This is a genomic window from Cupriavidus taiwanensis, from assembly GCF_900250075.1.
Lineage (GTDB): Bacteria > Pseudomonadota > Gammaproteobacteria > Burkholderiales > Burkholderiaceae > Cupriavidus > Cupriavidus taiwanensis_C.
This window is the reverse complement of sequence record NZ_LT977070.1, coordinates 1707359-1724553: the sequence shown is the minus strand read 5'-3', so window position 1 is coordinate 1724553 and position 17195 is coordinate 1707359. Positions and strand designations below refer to the sequence as shown.

General features: G+C 67.9%; 15 protein-coding genes. 13 read left to right on the top strand and 2 right to left on the bottom strand.

Going from position 1 to position 17195, the window contains the following annotated elements:
* Positions 1-101 precede the first annotated feature (101 nt).
* The 6 genes from ompR (at position 102) to CBM2588_RS08000 (ending at position 5910) form a co-directional block, all read left to right on the top strand.
* The gene (gene ompR, locus CBM2588_RS08025) at positions 102-824 is read left to right on the top strand and encodes an osmolarity response regulator transcription factor OmpR (RefSeq protein ID WP_010810107.1); all 723 of its coding nucleotides are present in this window, start codon (positions 102-104) and stop codon (positions 822-824) included.
* Between the two features lie 24 nt (positions 825-848).
* Entirely contained in the window at positions 849-2198 is a 1350-nt protein-coding gene (locus CBM2588_RS08020) for an ATP-binding protein (RefSeq protein WP_115680076.1), read from the top strand.
* Positions 2199-2400: 202 nt separating this feature from the next.
* The gene (locus CBM2588_RS08015; RefSeq protein WP_115680075.1) at positions 2401-3705 is read left to right on the top strand and encodes an MFS transporter; all 1305 of its coding nucleotides are present in this window, start codon (positions 2401-2403) and stop codon (positions 3703-3705) included.
* A 264-nt stretch (positions 3706-3969) separates the two neighbouring features.
* Positions 3970-4518: a peroxiredoxin gene (locus CBM2588_RS08010; protein ID WP_092317241.1), complete on the top strand. Its 549-nt coding sequence runs from the start codon at positions 3970-3972 to the stop codon at positions 4516-4518.
* Positions 4519-4623: 105 nt separating this feature from the next.
* Positions 4624-5145, top strand: coding sequence for a carboxymuconolactone decarboxylase family protein (locus CBM2588_RS08005; RefSeq protein WP_010810111.1), 522 nt, complete (start codon positions 4624-4626; stop codon positions 5143-5145).
* Positions 5146-5337: 192 nt separating this feature from the next.
* The gene (locus CBM2588_RS08000; protein ID WP_115680074.1) at positions 5338-5910 is read left to right on the top strand and encodes a GNAT family N-acetyltransferase; all 573 of its coding nucleotides are present in this window, start codon (positions 5338-5340) and stop codon (positions 5908-5910) included.
* 2 nt (positions 5911-5912) lie between these two features.
* Here CBM2588_RS08000 and ispF read toward each other — a convergent pair whose 3' ends face one another.
* Complete coding sequence (gene ispF / locus CBM2588_RS07995; protein ID WP_115680073.1) at positions 5913-6422, bottom strand: 2-C-methyl-D-erythritol 2,4-cyclodiphosphate synthase; 510 nt, start codon at positions 6420-6422, stop codon at positions 5913-5915.
* A 4-nt stretch (positions 6423-6426) separates the two neighbouring features.
* Positions 6427-7167 carry a 2-C-methyl-D-erythritol 4-phosphate cytidylyltransferase gene (gene ispD, locus CBM2588_RS07990; protein ID WP_115680072.1) on the bottom strand — a complete coding sequence of 247 codons (741 nt, stop codon included), beginning with the start codon at positions 7165-7167 and terminating at the stop codon, positions 6427-6429.
* A 240-nt stretch (positions 7168-7407) separates the two neighbouring features.
* Here ispD and mfd point away from each other — a divergent pair, with 240 nt between their 5' ends.
* From mfd to CBM2588_RS07955, 7 genes are all read left to right on the top strand, one after another.
* The gene (mfd, locus tag CBM2588_RS07985; protein ID WP_115680071.1) at positions 7408-10857 is read left to right on the top strand and encodes a transcription-repair coupling factor; all 3450 of its coding nucleotides are present in this window, start codon (positions 7408-7410) and stop codon (positions 10855-10857) included.
* A 79-nt stretch (positions 10858-10936) separates the two neighbouring features.
* Complete coding sequence (argE, locus tag CBM2588_RS07980) at positions 10937-12172, top strand: acetylornithine deacetylase (protein ID WP_115680070.1); 1236 nt, start codon at positions 10937-10939, stop codon at positions 12170-12172.
* Positions 12173-12311: 139 nt separating this feature from the next.
* The gene (locus tag CBM2588_RS07975; RefSeq protein ID WP_115680069.1) at positions 12312-13691 is read left to right on the top strand and encodes an amidohydrolase; all 1380 of its coding nucleotides are present in this window, start codon (positions 12312-12314) and stop codon (positions 13689-13691) included.
* A gap of 99 nt (positions 13692-13790) precedes the next feature.
* A complete protein-coding gene (gene serB, locus CBM2588_RS07970; protein WP_115680068.1) occupies positions 13791-14645 on the top strand; it encodes a phosphoserine phosphatase SerB in 855 nt (284 codons plus the stop codon).
* A 278-nt stretch (positions 14646-14923) separates the two neighbouring features.
* Positions 14924-15211, top strand: a complete 288-nt coding sequence (locus CBM2588_RS07965) for a hypothetical protein (RefSeq protein ID WP_115680067.1) — start codon at positions 14924-14926, stop codon at positions 15209-15211.
* Positions 15208-15519, top strand: coding sequence for a hypothetical protein (locus tag CBM2588_RS07960; protein WP_115680066.1), 312 nt, complete (start codon positions 15208-15210; stop codon positions 15517-15519). The genes CBM2588_RS07965 and CBM2588_RS07960 overlap by 4 nt, the downstream gene beginning before the upstream one ends.
* Before the next feature lie 10 nt (positions 15520-15529).
* Positions 15530-17179 (top strand): PepSY-associated TM helix domain-containing protein, encoded by a 1650-nt coding sequence (locus CBM2588_RS07955; protein ID WP_115680065.1) that lies wholly within the window; start codon positions 15530-15532, stop codon positions 17177-17179.
* Positions 17180-17195 lie beyond the last annotated feature (16 nt).

Here is a 17195-nt window from a genome sequence, read left to right as displayed (position 1 = left end):
TGTAATCGCACGATTGATGCACACTGCCATACCACGGGGTAAAGTATGTAACGTTTTGTTAAGCCATTTTGAGCGAAAGCGATAGTCGCTAAGATACCGCCATGGAAAATACCAGCCACAAGATTCTTGTCGTCGACGATGACCCGCGTCTGCGCGATCTGCTGCGCCGCTATCTGGGCGAACAGGGTTTTACCGTGCTGGTGGCGGAGAACGCCACCGCGATGAACAAGCTCTGGCTGCGCGAGCGTTTCGACCTGCTGGTGCTGGACCTGATGATGCCCGGCGAAGACGGCCTGTCGATCTGCCGCCGGCTGCGCGGCGCCAATGACCAGACCCCGATCATCATGCTCACCGCCAAGGGCGAGGACGTGGACCGCATCGTCGGCCTGGAGATGGGCGCGGACGATTACCTGCCCAAGCCGTTCAACCCGCGCGAGCTGATCGCGCGCATCCATGCGGTGCTGCGCCGCAAGGGCCCGGCCGAAGTGCCCGGCGCCCCGTCGGAAACGCCCGAGACCTTTGCCTTCGGCGACTTCGTGCTGAACCTGGCCACGCGCACGCTGACCAAGAACGACGAAGAGATCACGCTGACCACCGGCGAGTTCTCGGTGCTGAAGGTGTTCGCGCGCCATCCGCGCCAGCCGCTGTCGCGCGAAAAGCTGATGGAAATGGCGCGCGGCCGCGAATATGAAGTGTTCGATCGCAGCCTGGACGTGCAGATCTCGCGCCTGCGCAAGCTGATCGAGCCGGACCCCAGCAACCCCCGTTTCATCCAGACGGTGTGGGGCCTGGGCTACGTCTTCATTCCCGATGGCGTGAAATAACCGATTGCGGCCGCTGTTCCTATCGTGGCGACCGTAATCGGCCGTACCGCAACGCGGTTCTTTGGTTCGCTGTTCTGGCGGACCTTCATGCTGATCGCCCTGCTGCTGGCCATCTCGCTGGGCATCTGGTTCCAGAGCTACCGGCTGTTCGAACGCGCCCCGCGCGCGCAGCAGATCGCCATGCAGGTGGTCAGCGTGGTCAAGCTCACGCGCGCCGCGCTGCTCTATTCCGATCCCGCGCGGCGTCGCTTCCTGTTGCTGGACCTGGTGCAGAACGAAGGCATCAAGGTCTATCCGCGCGAGAAGGACGACGACTTCGCCGCGCCCACCGCCAACCCGTTCCTGACCTCGCTGGTGCAGCAGGAGATCCGCAGCCGCCTGGGCGAGGACACCGTGCTGGCCACCACCGTCAACGACATCCCCGGCGTGTGGGTCAGCTTCGAGATCGAGGGCGACGACTACTGGGTCGCGATCAGCCCGGAACGCTTCGAGCGCGTGCCCGGCATCCAGTGGCTGTGGTGGAGTATCGCCGCGCTGCTGCTGTCGATCATCGGCGCGGCCTTTATCACCGCGCGCGTCAACTACCCGCTCAAGCGGCTGGCCAACGCCGCGCGCGCCATCGGCGCCGGCGGCGATCCGCCGCCGCTGCCCGAGCATGGCGCCAGCGAAGTGGCGCTGGCCAACCACAGCTTCAACCAGATGGTGCGCGACCTGCGCCAGCTCGACGACGACCGCGTGGTGATGCTGGCCGGCATCTCGCATGACCTGCGCACGCCGCTGACGCGGCTGCGTCTGGAAACCGAGATGTCGCCGATGGACGGCACCACGCGCGACGCCATGATCGCCGACATCGAGCAGATGGACGCCATCATCGGGCAGTTCCTCAATTACGCCCGCCCGCCGCTGGAGACGGTCGAGCCGGTGGACCTGTCGGCGCTGGTGCACGATGCCGTCGGCGTCTATGCCGCGCACGACGACGTGCGCGTGCATGTGCGCGCGAAGGAGCCGGTGATGGCGGTGGCCAACCGCATGGAAGTGCAGCGCATCCTCGACAACCTGGTCGAGAACGCACGCCGCTATGCCAAGGACGAACAGACCGGCATGGCGGTGGTGGAAATCTCCACGCGCGTGGACGACAAGGAAGCCGTGCTGACCGTGGCCGACCACGGCAAGGGCGTGCCCGACGGCCAGCTGTCGCTGCTGACGCGGCCGTTCTACCGGCTCGACGCGGCGCGCAGCGAGGCCAAGGGCGCCGGGCTGGGCATGTCCATCGTCAACCGCATCATGCAGCGCAACGGCGGCCGGCTGCTGCTGGCCAACCGCGCCGCGCCGGCCACCGGCCTGGTGGTCAGCGCATGCTTCCGGCGCGCCTGAGCGGCGCACTGACAGGTTTTCGACAGCCACTGATAGCTTCCTGAAAGGCATTTGACAGGGCAATGACAGGGGCGCGGCGCACACTGGCGCCCGTCAGGCCCGCGGCAACTCCCCTCCCACATGGCGCGGCCCGCGCGCGCCTGGCTGATACCTCCCGAGAATCATGCCGCCGGATCGCACCGGCGGTGACTGAGAGACAGCCATGTCAGAGACCACCGCAGCGTCCGCCGGCTCGCAGCACGGGTTCCGCACCGTGTTTCGCGTCGTCAGCGGCAACTTCCTGGAAATGTACGACTTCATGGTGTACGGCTTCTACGCCGCCGCCATTGCCAGGACGTTCTTCCCGAGCGGCAACGAGTTTGCCTCGCTGATGCTTTCGCTCGCCACCTTTGGCGCGGGCTTCCTGATGCGGCCGCTGGGCGCGATCGTGCTGGGCGCGTATATCGACCACCACGGCCGCCGCAAGGGGCTGATCATGACGCTGGTGCTGATGGCCATGGGCACGCTGCTGATCGCCTGCGTGCCGGGCTATGCCACCATCGGCGTGGCCGCGCCGCTGCTGGTGCTGGCCGGCCGGCTGCTGCAGGGCTTTTCCGCGGGCGTGGAGCTGGGCGGGGTCTCGGTCTACCTGTCCGAGATCGCCAAGCCCGGGCGCAAGGGCTTCTATGTCGCATGGCAATCGGGTAGCCAGCAGGTGGCGGTGATCTTCGCCGGCTTGCTCGGCGTGATCCTGCACGCCACGCTGGCGCCGGCGCAGATGGACGAATGGGGCTGGCGCATCCCGTTCCTGGTCGGCTGCCTGATCGTGCCGTTCCTGTTCCTGATCCGCCGTTCGCTCGAAGAGACCGAGGCCTTCAAGGCGCGCAAGCACCGCCCGGCGATCGGCGAGATCTACCGCTCGATGCTGCAGAACTGGCGCATCATCCTGGCCGGCTGCATGATGGTGGTGATGACCACGGTGTCGTTCTACATGATCACCGCGTACACGCCGACCTTCGGCAAGACCGTGCTGAAGCTGGACGACACCGACAACCTGATCGTCACCATGTGCGTGGGCCTGTCCAACTTCATCTGGCTGCCGCTGATGGGCGCGCTGTCGGACCGGGTCGGGCGCAAGCCGCTGCTGCTGGGCTTCACGGTGGCGACGCTGCTGAGCGCGTATCCGGCGGTGTCGTGGCTGGTGGCCGAGCCGTCGTTCGCGCGGCTGCTGATGGTGGAGCTGTGGCTGTCGTTCCTGTATGGCAGCTATAACGGCGCGATGGTGGTGGCGCTGACCGAGATCATGCCGCCCGCGGTGCGCACCACCGGCTTCTCGCTGGCCTACAGCCTTGCGACCGCGCTGTTCGGCGGCTTCACGCCGGCGATCTCGACCTACCTGATCCACGCCACCGGCAACAAGGCCGCGCCCGGGCTGTGGCTGATGTTCGCCGCGCTGTGCGGGCTGGTTGCCACGCTGGTGATCTTCCGCGCGCGCCGCGGCAGCGAGGCGGCGATGCAGGCGGCTTGATTTCCCCGTAACCGTCACCAAGTTGCCATGTGCGGTGTCATCGTGCATGGCATACTGCCCCATCGGATCGGCGGGGCTGGCGCGACGACGCGCCACATGGTTTGCCTATCGGGCCGTTTGAGAATATCAATTAGCCCGGGCCCGGATGATGACGCATAATCACGTTTTGTCGCGGTACGCCGCCGCAGCAGCCGACTCACCGGTCCCACGCCGGGGCACGCGGCAGCGGCACCGCTCTCATTGCAACCGTATCAGGAGAAGTCTATGAAGACCGTTGGTGACAAGCTCGAAGCCTTCCACGTCGTCGGTGTCAAGCCGGGTTTCAACAATCACGAAGAGAACGGCCAGTCGGCTTTCGAAGACATCACTGAGAAGTCGTTCGAAGGCAAGTGGAAGATCATCTACTTCTACCCGAAGGACTTCACCTTCGTGTGCCCGACGGAAATCGTGGCCTTCGCCAAGCTGAATGGCGACTTCGCCGACCGCGATGCGATCGTGCTGGGCGGCTCGACCGACAACGAGTTCGTCAAGCTGGCATGGCGCCGCGAACACAAGGACCTGAACAAGCTGAACCAGTGGCAATTCGCCGACGTGACCGGTTCGCTGATCGACCAGCTGGGCGTGCGTGACCACGCCGCCGGCGTTGCCCTGCGCGCGACCTTCATCGTCGACCCGGAAAACACCATCCAGCACGTTTCGGTGAACAACCTGAACGTCGGCCGCAACCCGGACGAAGTCCTGCGTATCCTGGACGGCCTGCAAACGGACGAGCTGTGCCCGTGCAACCGTGCGGTTGGTGGCGCCACGCTGTAATTTCTGACCGTCGCCAGACGCCGTGGCGATCCGCGGAGGGCCCCGCCCTCCGCATCGAAACCCGCTTGCGCGGGTTTTTTGAGCTCTGACCGATAGGAGAAATAAATGGAATTCCTCAGCACGATTAAGAATCTTATCCCCGACTACGCCAAGGACATCCGCCTGAACGTGGACGGCACCATCGCCCGTTCCTCGCTGGAAGGCAACGATGCGGTCGGCGTGGCGCTGGCGGCGGCATTCGCGGCGCAGAGCAAGGTGCTGGTGGACGCCATCCGCAATGCCGGCGTGCTGTCGCCCGAGGAAACCAACGGCGCGCTGACCGCGGCGGCGCTGATGGGCATGAACAACACCTGGTATCCGTATGTCGAGATGGCCGACGATCCGGACCTGGCCAGCCAGCCGGCCGGGCTGCGCATGAACGCCTACGCCACCCATGGCGGCGTGGACAAGCGCCGTTTCGAGATGTACGCGCTGGCCGCATCGATCGTGGGCAAGTGCCACTTCTGCGTGAAGTCGCACTACCAGCTGCTGAAGAATGAACAGGGCATGACCGCGCAGCAGCTGCGCGACGTCGGCCGCATTGCCGCAGTGATCGTGGCCGCGGCCAACGTGATCGCGGCGCAGTAAGCGACCCAGCAAGGCATCCGCGCGCCCCCGCGCCCTCCCTGGCGGCCCGGCAACGGGCGCCGTAGCACAACAGCCGGCAGCTTCCCATCGGAACTTGCCGGCTGTCCCCATCCTGCAACCGTCATGGCCGCATCCTGCGCGGGCGCGGCGATCCGCCTACAATCCAGGCAGGATCCGCACTTTCAGCCTGCCATGACCCTGCCTTCGCCGACTTCCCCCCGCTTCCATTACCGCCTGGCGGCGGTGCATGACTGGGGCGATATCGCCGCCGTCACGCAACAGGCCTACGGGCAATACGAGCTCGCCATCATGGAAGATTGCCGCGCCTCGTTCCAGCGCGGCATGCAGGCCGTGCTGGCGACCAGCCACCCGGACATGGAATGGTGGGTGGCGGAGACCGATCACGGCATCATGGGCGCGGTGCTGTTCTGCCACCCGGGCGCGACACTGCCGGCGCTGGACGGCAGCACCATCACCCTGACCCAGCCCGAAGCACGGCTGCTGTCGGTCAGCCCGCAGGCGCGCGGCCTGGGGCTGGGCCGCACGCTGATGCAGATCTGCATCCAGCGCGCGCGCGATATCGGCGCGTCGACGCTGGTGGTGCGCACCATGCCCGAAATGGCGTCGGCCAACCGCCTGTGCCAGCAAATGGGATTCACCAAGCGCACCGAGGCCGGCGCACGCAGCGGCGCGATGGCGCGGCTGATTGACTACACCTACGCCATCCCGCCCGAAGACACCGCGGCAGACACGCCGCGCGCCTGAGTTCAGTCCTGCGCGTCCGCCACCGAGGCGCGCCAGAGCAACACCGCGGCCTGCGCCACGATGCCTTCCTGGCGGCCTTCGAAGCCCAGCTTCTCGTTGGTCTTGGCCTTGACGTTGCAGCGCCCGCGCGCAATCGCCAGGTCTTCGGCCAGGTTGGCCACCATGGCGCCGATATGCGGCGCCAGCTTGGGCGCCTGCGCGATCACCGTGACGTCGACATTGCCGATCTCATAGCCGGCCTCGCGCACGCGGCGTGCCGCCTCGCGCAGCAGCGCGCGGCTGTCGGCGCCAGCAAAGCGTGCGTCGGTGTCGGGGAAATGACGGCCGATATCGCCCAGCGCGGCCGCGCCGAAGAGCGCGTCGGTGACCGCGTGCAGCAGCGCATCGGCATCGGAATGGCCCAGCAGGCCACGGTCGTGCGGGATCTCGACCCCGCCCAGGATCAGCTTGCGGCCGGGCACCAGCGCGTGGACGTCATAGCCCTGCCCCACCCGGATATCGAAAGGCATCATGCGGTCATGCTCCTTTGGCGTGGCTGCCCAGCAGCACTTCGGCCAGCGCGAAGTCCTCCGGGTAAGTCACCTTGAAATTGCGCAGCGAGCCGTTCACCAGCCGCGGATGCAGGCCCAGGCGCTCGATCGCGCTGGCCTCGTCGGTCACCACCGCGCCGGCCGCCATGGCGTCCTGCAGCGCCTGGCGCAGCACGCCCAGGCGGAACATCTGCGGCGTCTGGGCCTGCCACAACCCTTCGCGCGGCACGGTGGTGCCGATGCGGGCGTCATCCTGGGCCCGCTTCAGCGTATCCGGCACCGGCACCGCCAGGATGCCGCCGATGGCGGCGTCCGGATCGTCGTCGCCGTCGCTTTCCACCGCGCGCACCAGCGCGTGGACCATCGCCGGGGTCAGGCCCGGGCGCGCGGCATCGTGCACCAGCACCCAGTCGGCGTCGCTCGCGCCCAGCTGCGCCAGGTGGTGCAGGCCCGCCAGCACCGAGGCATGGCGGCTGTCGCCGCCGACAAAGGCGGTATCGAAGCGCAGCCCGGCAAAGGCGGCAGCGCCGAAGCGCGATTCCAGCGGCATGTCGTCGGGTGCCAGTACCAGCGCGGTGGCGCTGATGGCGTCGCACGCCGAGAACGCCGCCAGCGCGTACCAGATCATCGGCCGGCCGGCCACGGTCTGGTATTGCTTGGGCACGGCACCGCCGGCGCGGCTGCCGGTACCGGCACAGGGAATCAGGGCAAAGCGGCGAGCGGACACAGGATCGGCGTGGAGTGAAAGAAGCGCGGGCTGCAGGCCGGCCCGGCAAGCGGGGCGGCAAACGGACGGCAATCGGCCGGCAGCGGGACAACCGGTGCGCATTCTATAATACGGCCCTTGCCCGTCGCCATGCCGCTTCGCCGTAACCGGCAGGGCGCCACCGGCACCTGATGTCCCCGGTTCCGACCCCCGCCCGCAATGCCGGCGGGGCGTCGTCGTTTTTGAACGCCCCCTGCCGACATGCCTGACGCCACGCCCGCCTTTCCCTTTGTCAACCTGCCGCTGGTCAAGCCGGGGCTGCGCCACAGCGTGGCCGGCCTGCGCGGCTCGGCCGATGCGCTCGCGGTGGCCGCTTATGCGCGCCAGCACCGCGCGCGCGCGCCGATGCTGGCGGTGGTGTGCTCGCATGCGGTCGATGCGCAGCGCCTGGCCGAGGAAATCCCGTGGTTCGCGCCGGAGTTGCGCGTGCGCCTGCTGCCCGACTGGGAAACCCTGCCCTACGACAGCTTTTCGCCGCACCAGGACCTGGTCTCGGAACGACTGGCGACGCTGCACGACATCCAGAGCGGCCAGTGCGACGTGATGCTGGTGCCCGCCACCACCGCGCTGTACCGGCTGGCGCCGCCGGCCTTCCTGGCCGCCTACACCTTCTTCTTCAAGCAGGGCGAGCGGCTCGACGAGGCCGCGCTCAAGGCGCAGTTCACGCTGGCGGGCTACGAGCATGTCAGCGCGGTGATGCGGCCCGGAGAATACAGCGTGCGCGGCGGCCTGATCGACCTGTACCCGATGGGCTCGGCGCTGCCATACCGCATCGACCTGTTCGGCGACGAGATCGAGACCATCCGCGCCTTCGATCCGGACACGCAGCGCAGCCTGTATCCGGTCAGGGAAGTGCGGCTGCTGCCCGGGCGCGAGTTCCCGCTCGACGAAGTCGCGCGCACCGCCTTCCGCGGCCGCTGGCGCGAGGTGTTCGAAGGCGACCCGACCAAGTCGCCGATCTACAAGGACATCGGCAACGGCGTGCCGTCGGCCGGCATCGAATACTACCTGCCGCTGTTCTTCGAGCACAGCGCCACCGTGTTCGACTACCTGCCCGCCGACACCCAGCTCGTATTCGCCGGCAACATCGACGAGGCCATCCGCCGCTTCTGGGCCGATACCACCCAGCGCTACAACTTCATGCGCCACGACCGCGAGCGCCCGCTGCTGCCGCCCGCGGACCTGTTCCTGTCCGAGGAGCAGTTCTTCGTCGCCGCCAAGCCGATGGCGCGGCTGGTGCTGCAGGTGGAAGCCGGCGCGGAGCAGCCGGCATTCTCGGGCATCCTGCCAGACGTCGCGGTCAACCGCCGCGCCGAAGACCCGCTGGTCAACCTGGAGTCGCTGCTGCTCGACAAGCAGACCCGCGTGCTGATGTGCGCCGACTCCGCCGGGCGGCGCGAGACGCTGCTGCAACTCTTTGCCGAAAGCGGCCTGCGCCCGCATCCGGTCGAAGACTTTGCCGCGTTTCTGGCCGGCGACGCGCATTTCTCGATCGCGGTGGCGCCGCTGCAGAGCGGCTTTGCGCTGCCGCAGGCGCAACTGGCCTTCGTCACCGAAGCCGAGCTGTACGCCGGCACCGCGCGACGCACCGGCCGCCGCAAGCAGGAGCAGGCCTCGGCCGTCGATTCGATGGTACGCGACCTGGCCGAGCTGAAGATCGGCGATCCGGTGGTGCACAGCGAGCACGGCATCGGCCGCTACCAGGGCCTGGTGACGCTCGACATGGGCCAGGGCGACGAGGAATTCCTGCACCTGGACTACGACAAGGGCAGCAAGCTCTACGTGCCGGTGCACCAGCTGCACGTGATCTCGCGCTATTCGGGCGCCGATCCCGATACCGCGCCGCTGCACCACCTCGGCTCCGGCCAGTGGGACAAGGCCAAGCGTAAGGCCGCGCAGCAGATCCGCGACACCGCCGCCGAACTGCTCAACCTGTACGCGCGCCGCGCCGCGCGCGAGGGCTTCGCCTTCCCGCTCTCGCCCAAGGACTACGAGACCTTCGCCGAGAGCTTCGGCTTCGAGGAAACCCCCGACCAGGCCGCCGCGATCGCCGCGGTGATCGCCGACATGACCTCGGGCAAGCCGATGGACCGGCTGGTGTGCGGCGACGTCGGCTTCGGCAAGACCGAGGTGGCGCTGCGCGCGGCCTTTGTCGCCGTGCTCGGCGGCAAGCAGGTGGCGATGCTGGCGCCGACCACGCTGCTGGCCGAACAGCATTTCCAGACGCTGTCCGACCGCTTCGCCGAATGGCCGGTGCGCATCGTCGAGCTGTCGCGCTTCAAGACCAAGAAAGAGATCGACGCGGCCATCAAGCAGATCAACGAGGGCAGCGTCGACATCGTCATCGGCACCCACAAGATCCTGTCCGACCAGGTAAAATTCCAGCGCCTGGGCCTGGTCATCATCGACGAGGAACACCGCTTCGGCGTGCGCCAGAAGGAAGCGCTGAAGTCGCTGCGCGCCGAGGTCGACGTGCTGACGCTGACCGCCACGCCGATCCCGCGCACGCTGGGCATGGCGCTGGAAGGGCTGCGCGACTTCTCGGTGATCGCCACCGCGCCGCAGAAGCGGCTCGCGATCAAGACCTTCGTGCGGCGCGAGGAAGACGGCGTGATCCGCGAGGCCATCCTGCGCGAGCTCAAGCGCGGCGGGCAGGTCTACTTCCTGCACAACGAGGTCGAGACCATCGAGAACAAGCGCGCGAAGCTCGCCGAGCTGGTGCCCGAGGCGCGCATCGCGGTGGCGCACGGCCAGATGCACGAGCGCGAGCTGGAGCGCGTGATGCGCGACTTCGTCTCGCGCCGCGACAACATCCTGCTGTGCACCACCATCATCGAGACCGGCATCGACGTGCCGACCGCCAACACCATCCTGATCCACCGCGCCGACAAGTTCGGGCTGGCCCAGCTGCACCAGCTGCGCGGCCGCGTCGGGCGTTCGCACCACCAGGCCTATGCCTACCTGCTGGTGCATGATGTCGACGGCCTGACCAAGCAGGCGCAGCGCCGGCTCGAGGCAATCCAGCAGATGGAGGAACTGGGCTCGGGCTTCTACCTGGCCATGCACGACCTGGAAATCCGCGGCGCTGGCGAGGTGCTGGGCGACAAGCAGTCGGGCGAAATCCACGAGATCGGCTTCCAGCTATACACCGACATGCTCAACCACGCGGTCAAGGCGCTCAAGGCCGGCAAGGAGCCCGACCTGATGGCGCCGCTGGCCGCCACCACCGAGATCAACCTGGGCACGCCGGCGCTGCTGCCCAACGACTACTGCGCCGACGTGCACGAGCGCCTGTCGCTGTACAAGCGGCTGGCCAACTGCGAGACCCCCGAGCGCGTCGACGATATCCAGGAAGAGCTGGTCGACCGCTTCGGCCGGCTGCCGGCGCAGGCGCAGGCGCTGGTGGAAACGCACCGGCTGCGCATCGCCGCGGCGCCGCTGGGCGTGCGCAAGATCGATGCCGGCGAAGCCACCATCAGCGTGCAGTTCGTGCCCAACCCGCCGATCGACGCGATGCGCATCATCGACCTGGTGCAGAAGAACCGCCATATCAAGCTGGCGGGACAGGACAAGCTGCGCATCGAGGCCAAGATGCCGGACGTGGCGGTGCGCGCGCAGACCATCAAGCATACGCTGCGGCAACTGGCGTAGCGCCGATGCCGGGCGTGCATGGACGCGGCGCGCGGCCGGGTGTAGCATCGATTCCTTAACAAGTTAGCGATAACGCCCCATGCCGACCCAAGCCGCCCCAGCCCAAGCCGCTCCAGCCCATTCCCGCCAGCCCGTCCCTGAAACCGCCGCGCGCGGCAGCGCGCTGGAATGGACTCAGCGTCTGGTCGCGTACGACACCACCAGCCGCAATTCCAACCTGGGACTGATCGAGTCGGTGCGCGACCATTTCCTGGCCAAGGGGTTGAAGCCGCATCTGAGCTACAACCCGCAACAGGACAAGGCCAACCTGTTCGTCACCGTGCCCGCGGCCAATGGCGAAACCAACGGCGGCATCGTGCTGTCGGGCCATACCGACGTGGTGCCGGTGGACGGCCAGGCCTGGACCACCGACCCGTTCAAGCCGGTGGTGCGCGACGGCAAGCTGTACGGCCGCGGCACCTGCGACATGAAGGGCTTTATCGGCACCAGCCTGTCGCTGCTGCCCGCCATCCTCGAGGCCCGCCTGCGCGAGCCGGTGCACTACGCGCTGTCGTTCGACGAAGAGATCGGCTGCATGGGCGCGCCCTACCTGCTGGCCGAACTGCGCGAGCGCGGCGTGACTCCCGGCGGCTGCATCGTCGGCGAACCCACCAGCATGCGCGTGATCGTCGCGCACAAGGGCATCAACGCCTACCGCTGCTGCGTGCGCGGCCAGGCCGCGCATTCGTCGCTGACGCCGCGCGGCGTCAACGCCATCGAATACGCGGCGCGGCTGATCTGCTTCATCCGCGACATCGCCGACGAGTTCAAGGCCAACGGCCCCTACGACCAGGCCTTCGACGTGCCCTACACCACCGCGCAGACCGGCACCATCCAGGGCGGCATTGCGCTCAACACGATCCCGGCGCTGTGCGAGTTCGTGTTCGAGTTCCGCAACCTGCCAGGCGTCGATCCGGAAGCGATCTACGCGCGCATCCAGGCCTATGCCAACGACGTGCTGCTGCCGAAGATGCGCGCCGAACATGCCGATGCCGACCTGACGCTGAGCAAGATCGCCGCCGCGCCGTCGCTCGACGTGGCCGAGCAGGAAGCGATCACGCAACTGGTACGCGCGCTGACCGCGGACCGCGACACCAACAAGGTGGCCTACGGCACCGAGGCCGGGCTGTTCCAGCGCGCGGGCATTCCGGCGGTGGTATGCGGGCCCGGCGATATCCAGCAGGCGCACAAGCCGGACGAGTTCGTTGCGCTGGAACAGCTGGTCGCGTGCGAGGCGTTCCTGCACAAGGTGGTGGACAGCCTGCGCGTGAGCTGACTGCCGGCGTATCGAACCCTTGCTCCCCTCTCCCTTTGGGAGAGGGGAGAAACCACTTTGCATTCCACGGTGCATTGCATTTTGCAGAGCGCCAACCACACCGCCAGCATCAGACCAACAACAACGAAGGAGATCCTGCATGGCCGCACGTCGCACCGCATCCCGTTCCACCACCCGTTTCGCCCTCGCCGGCCTGGCCCTGGCCGCCGGCCTGCTGTGCCACAGCGCGCAGGCGCAGACGCCTGCCGCACCCGCCGGCGCCGATGCGCTGCATGCCCAGATCGAAACCCGCGCCAGGGCGGTGGAAAAGCAGCTGATCGCCTGGCGCCGCGATATCCACCAGCATCCCGAACTGGGCAACTACGAAACCCGCACCGCAAAGCTGGTGGCGGACCACCTGCGCAAGCTCGGCATGGAGGTAAAGACCGGCGTGGCCAAGACCGGCGTGGTCGGCGTGCTCAGGGGCGGCAAGCCCGGACCGGTGGTGGCGCTGCGCGCCGACATGGACGCGCTGCCGGTGAAAGAGCGCGTCGACGTGCCGTTCGCGTCCAAGGCCAAGGGCCAGTACCTGGGCAAGGAAGTCGACGTGATGCACGCCTGCGGCCATGACACGCACGTGGCAATCCTCATGGCCACGGCCGAGGTGCTGGCCGGCATGAAGGACCAGCTGCCCGGCTCGGTCAAGTTCATCTTCCAGCCGGCCGAGGAAAGCCCCGCCGACTTCGAGCCCAACGGCTCGAACATGTGGGGTGCCAAGCAGATGGTGGCCGAGGGCGTGCTGGACAACCCGAAGGTCGACGCGATCTTCGGCCTGCACGTCACCAGCGGCATCGAATCGGGCAAGCTGGGCTGGCGCAGCGGCGCCTCGATGGCGGCGGCCGACCAGTTCTGGATCGACGTCAAGGGCCGCCAGACGCACGGCGCGCGGCCGTGGGGCGGGATCGACCCGATCGTGGTGGCGTCGCAGATCGTGATGGGCCTGCAGACCATCCAGAGCCGCCAGGTCAATGCCATGCTGGAACCGTCGGTGATCACCGTGGGCACCTTCCACGGCGGCAACCGCATGAATATCGTGCCGGAGAAGGTCGAGATGATGGGCACCATCCGCACCTATGACGAAGGCATGAAGAAGGACATCCACGCCCGCATGAAGCGCACCACCGAGGCCATTGCCTCGAGCGCCGGGGCCGAGGCGAATTTCCGCGTGGTCGAGCTGTACAACGCCACCATCAACCAGCCGGCGCTGACCGAGAAGATGGCGCCCACGCTGCAGCGCGTGGCCGGCGAGGGCAACTGGATGATCACGCCCAAGGCCACCGCGTCGGAGGACTTCTCGTTCTACCAGGAGAAGGTGCCGGGCCTGTTCTTCAATCTCGGCGTGACGCCCAAGGGCCAGGACGTGACCAAGGCGCCATCGAATCACTCGCCGGAGTTCTATGTGGATGAGCCGGCGCTGATCAACGGCGTGCGCGCGCTGTCCAGCCTGACCGTGGACTACATGGTGATGGCGCAGCGCTGATTCGCCCGGGCGCCGCGCGGGGGGCTACAATAGCGCTTTTGCCGCGTAGCAGCCCCCCGCCTTGCCGACGACCGCGCAAGCGCCCGATTTTCGCCCGTCATGCCCCTGATCCTGCAGAGCCTCGCCCCGCTGTCCCCCGCCGACCTCGACACCGCCCGCACCCTGGCCCGCGCTTCCGCGCTGGTGCCGCGCAGCGACACCGTGGCCGTGGCCGAGGACTGCGCGCCGCTTACGCCGGCGCTGCGCGACGCGCTCGATGATTTCTGCGGCCCGCGCGCGATCGACTGGGCGGTGGTCCCGGCCGGGCGCAAACTGTCCGACTTCCGCCTGGTGGCGATGGACATGGACTCGACCCTGATCACGATCGAGTGCATCGACGAGATCGCCGACTTCTGCGGCCTCAAGGCCGAGGTTTCCGCCATCACCGAAGCCGCCATGCGCGGCGAGATCACCGACTTCAACGAGAGCCTGCGCCGCCGCGTGGCGCTGCTCAAGGGGCTGGACGCCACCGTGCTGGAGCGCGTCTATGCCGAGCGCCTGCGGCTGTCGCCGGGCGCGGAGCGCATGCTGGAAACGGTGCGCGCGCTGGGCCTGAAGACGCTGCTGGTATCCGGCGGCTTCGTGCACTTTACCGACCAGCTCAAGCCGCGCCTGCAGCTCGATTTCACCCGCGCCAACACGCTCGAGATCGTCGACGGCAAGCTGACCGGCAACGTCGTCGGCGAGATCGTCAACGCCGACGTCAAGGCCCGCACCGTGCAGGAAATCTGCGCGCAGATCGGCGCCACGCCGGACCAGGCCATCGTCATGGGCGATGGCTCGAACGACCTGAAGATGATGGCCGTGGCCGGGCTGTCGGTGGCGTTCCGCGCCAAGCCGGTGGTACGCGCACAGGCCAGCGTCGCCTTCAACCACGTCGGCCTCGACGGCCTGCTGGCGCTGTTCCCGCACTGATCCCCCGCCAGGCGCCCCGCCTTCTTAAGCGTCCGCCGCGCGCGGACGCCGCTCGCGCGCCGTCGCCGCGCAAGACGTTCGCGGTGCAGTGAACTCCCCGAAAAGGTATCAGGCACCGCCGTCATTCCCGCGCAGGCGGCAATCCAGCGTCTTTTGCTGTCACGGGGTTCCCGCCGGCGCGAGAACGACAGTGGCAAACTGAACACCCCCCGAGCCGGTGCTTGCGCGTACAAATGCGAATCATTATTATTAATGTTTCGTTGATCTGACATTGCCCCATGCAAGTTCTGGCCGTCCTTCTTGGCCTGGCTGCGGCCGCGTGCCTGTACCTGGCCGCGCCCAACCAGGTGTTGCTGCCGCCTGGCATCCTGACCCGCCGGTGGCTGGCCGGCTGGCTGGGGCTGGCGCTGACGTGCGTCAGCACCTGGCTGTGGAGCCTCAGCGATGGCTGGCCGGTCGCCATCGCCGCCAGCCTCGTCACGGTGCCGTGCGCGCTGTCGGTATGGCCATTCATCGGCACCTGGGCGGCACGCAAGCGCCACGGCGCGCGGGGGCAGCAAGCATGAGCGCGGACACCTCCGGCATGGGTACCAAGTGGCTGGCCGGCACGCTGCTCGGCCTGCCGCTGGCGATGGTGCTGTGCACGCTGGCGATCCTGGCCCTGCCGGGCGGATGGCAGACCGGCATCGTCGCGGCCGTGACGGCCTGCCTGCCGGTGTGGGTAGCGATCATCAGCGCCAGCCTGCTGTTCCGTTCCAGCCGCAGTGCGTGGCTATGGCTGGGCGGCGCCAACCTGCTCGGCTTCGGCGCGCTGTGGGCGCTGCGCCTGGCCGGCCTGGCGCCGGCCGCACTGGCCGCCCTGCCCACTCCCTGAGATTGCCATCATGAAAACCGCAACCCTGCGCCTGTACCAGACGCTGCACACCTGGGTCGGCCTGATGGCCGGCTGGGCCCTGTTTATCGCCTTCTTTGCCGGGGCGATCACCGTATTCCACCACGAGCTGCATGTCTGGCAGTCGCCGTCACGGCTCAAGGGCAGCGCGCCGGTCGAGGCCAAGGCGGACCCGGCTGCAGTCGACCGCTTCATGCAGAAGCTGGTCGCGATCCACCCCGACGCCGCGGCCAGTGCCTACGTGATCATGCCGTCGGAGGGCGAGCCCAGTATCTCTGCCTACTGGCAGGACAAGGCCGGCGAGTGGCAGATGACCACCGATGCGCGCCTGGCCGGCAACGCGGCGATGCAGCGCGACACCTCGCGCGACCACGTCATGGGCGAGCTGTCGGCGTTCCTGAACAGCCTGCACTATTCGCTCGGCATCCCGGTCGGCGGCATCTATTTCATGGGCGCGATCTCGGTGCTGTACGGGCTGGCGCTGGTGTCCGGCGTGCTGCTGCACCTGCCGCGGCTGAAGAAGGACCTGTTCGCGGTGCGCCCCGGTCGCAACCTCAAGCGCTTCTGGATGGACACGCACAACGTGCTGGGCCTGTTCAGCCTGCCCTTCCACCTGGTCTTTGCCATCACCGGGGCGCTGTTCTGCCTGTCGCTGGTGCTGATGATGGTGTTCAACACGCTGACCTTCAACGGCCGCCTGTTCGAGGCGGTGCCGACCGCCACCACCGCGGTGCCGGAAGTGGCCGCGGCAGGCCGCGCGGTGCCGACGCTGCCCACCGCGACGCTGATGCAGATCGCGCGCGAACATGGCGGCGAGCGCTTCACCCCGGAATCGTTCCGCTTCCAGCGCTACGGCGACGCCAACGCCGTGGTCGAAGTGCGCGGCACCAGCACGCGCGCGCTCGGCAACCTGGGCTCGGTCGGCATCCACGCCGCCAGCGGCGAACCCAATGCCGGCCAGTTGACGGCGAACCAGACCGCCGGCGCGCGCGACGGCAACCACGGGCTCTACAGCGCGCTGTACGCGCTGCATTTCGGCACCTTCGGCGAGCTGCCGGTGCGGCTGGTCTACCTGCTGGCCGGCCTGGCCGGCGCCTTCCTGTTCTATTCCGGCAACCTGCTGTGGATCGAATCGCGGCGCAAGCTGCGCCAGGCCGAGCAGCCGCGCGTGCATCGCCTGCTGGCGCAGGCCACCGTGGGCGTCTGCATCGGCTGCTGCATCGGCGTGGCGCTGTGCTTCCCGGCGGCGCTGCTGTGGCCCGAGCGCGCCGTCAGCCAGACCTATTTCATCGTGTTCGGCCTGGCCTGCGCCTGGGCGCTGCTGCGCGCGCCCGTGCGCGCCGCGGTGGAGTTGCTCTATGCCGCCGCGCTGGCCGCGCTGACGGTGCCGCTGTCGAACGCGATCCTGACCGGCGACCACCTGCTGCACAGCATCCCCAGCGGGCACTGGATCATCGCCGGCTTCGACCTCGGCGCGATCGCACTGGCCGCGGGTTTTGTCGCCCTCGCCCGCGCCACCGCGCGGCGGGCCCGCAGCGGGCCGGCGGAGTCGGTCTGGGCCATGCCGCGGGCAGGGCTGGCGCAACCGGCCGCCAGCGCCGCTGCCGGGGCCAAGGCGATGTCCGGCACCGAGACGCGCTGAAGCGCTGCCGCAATAA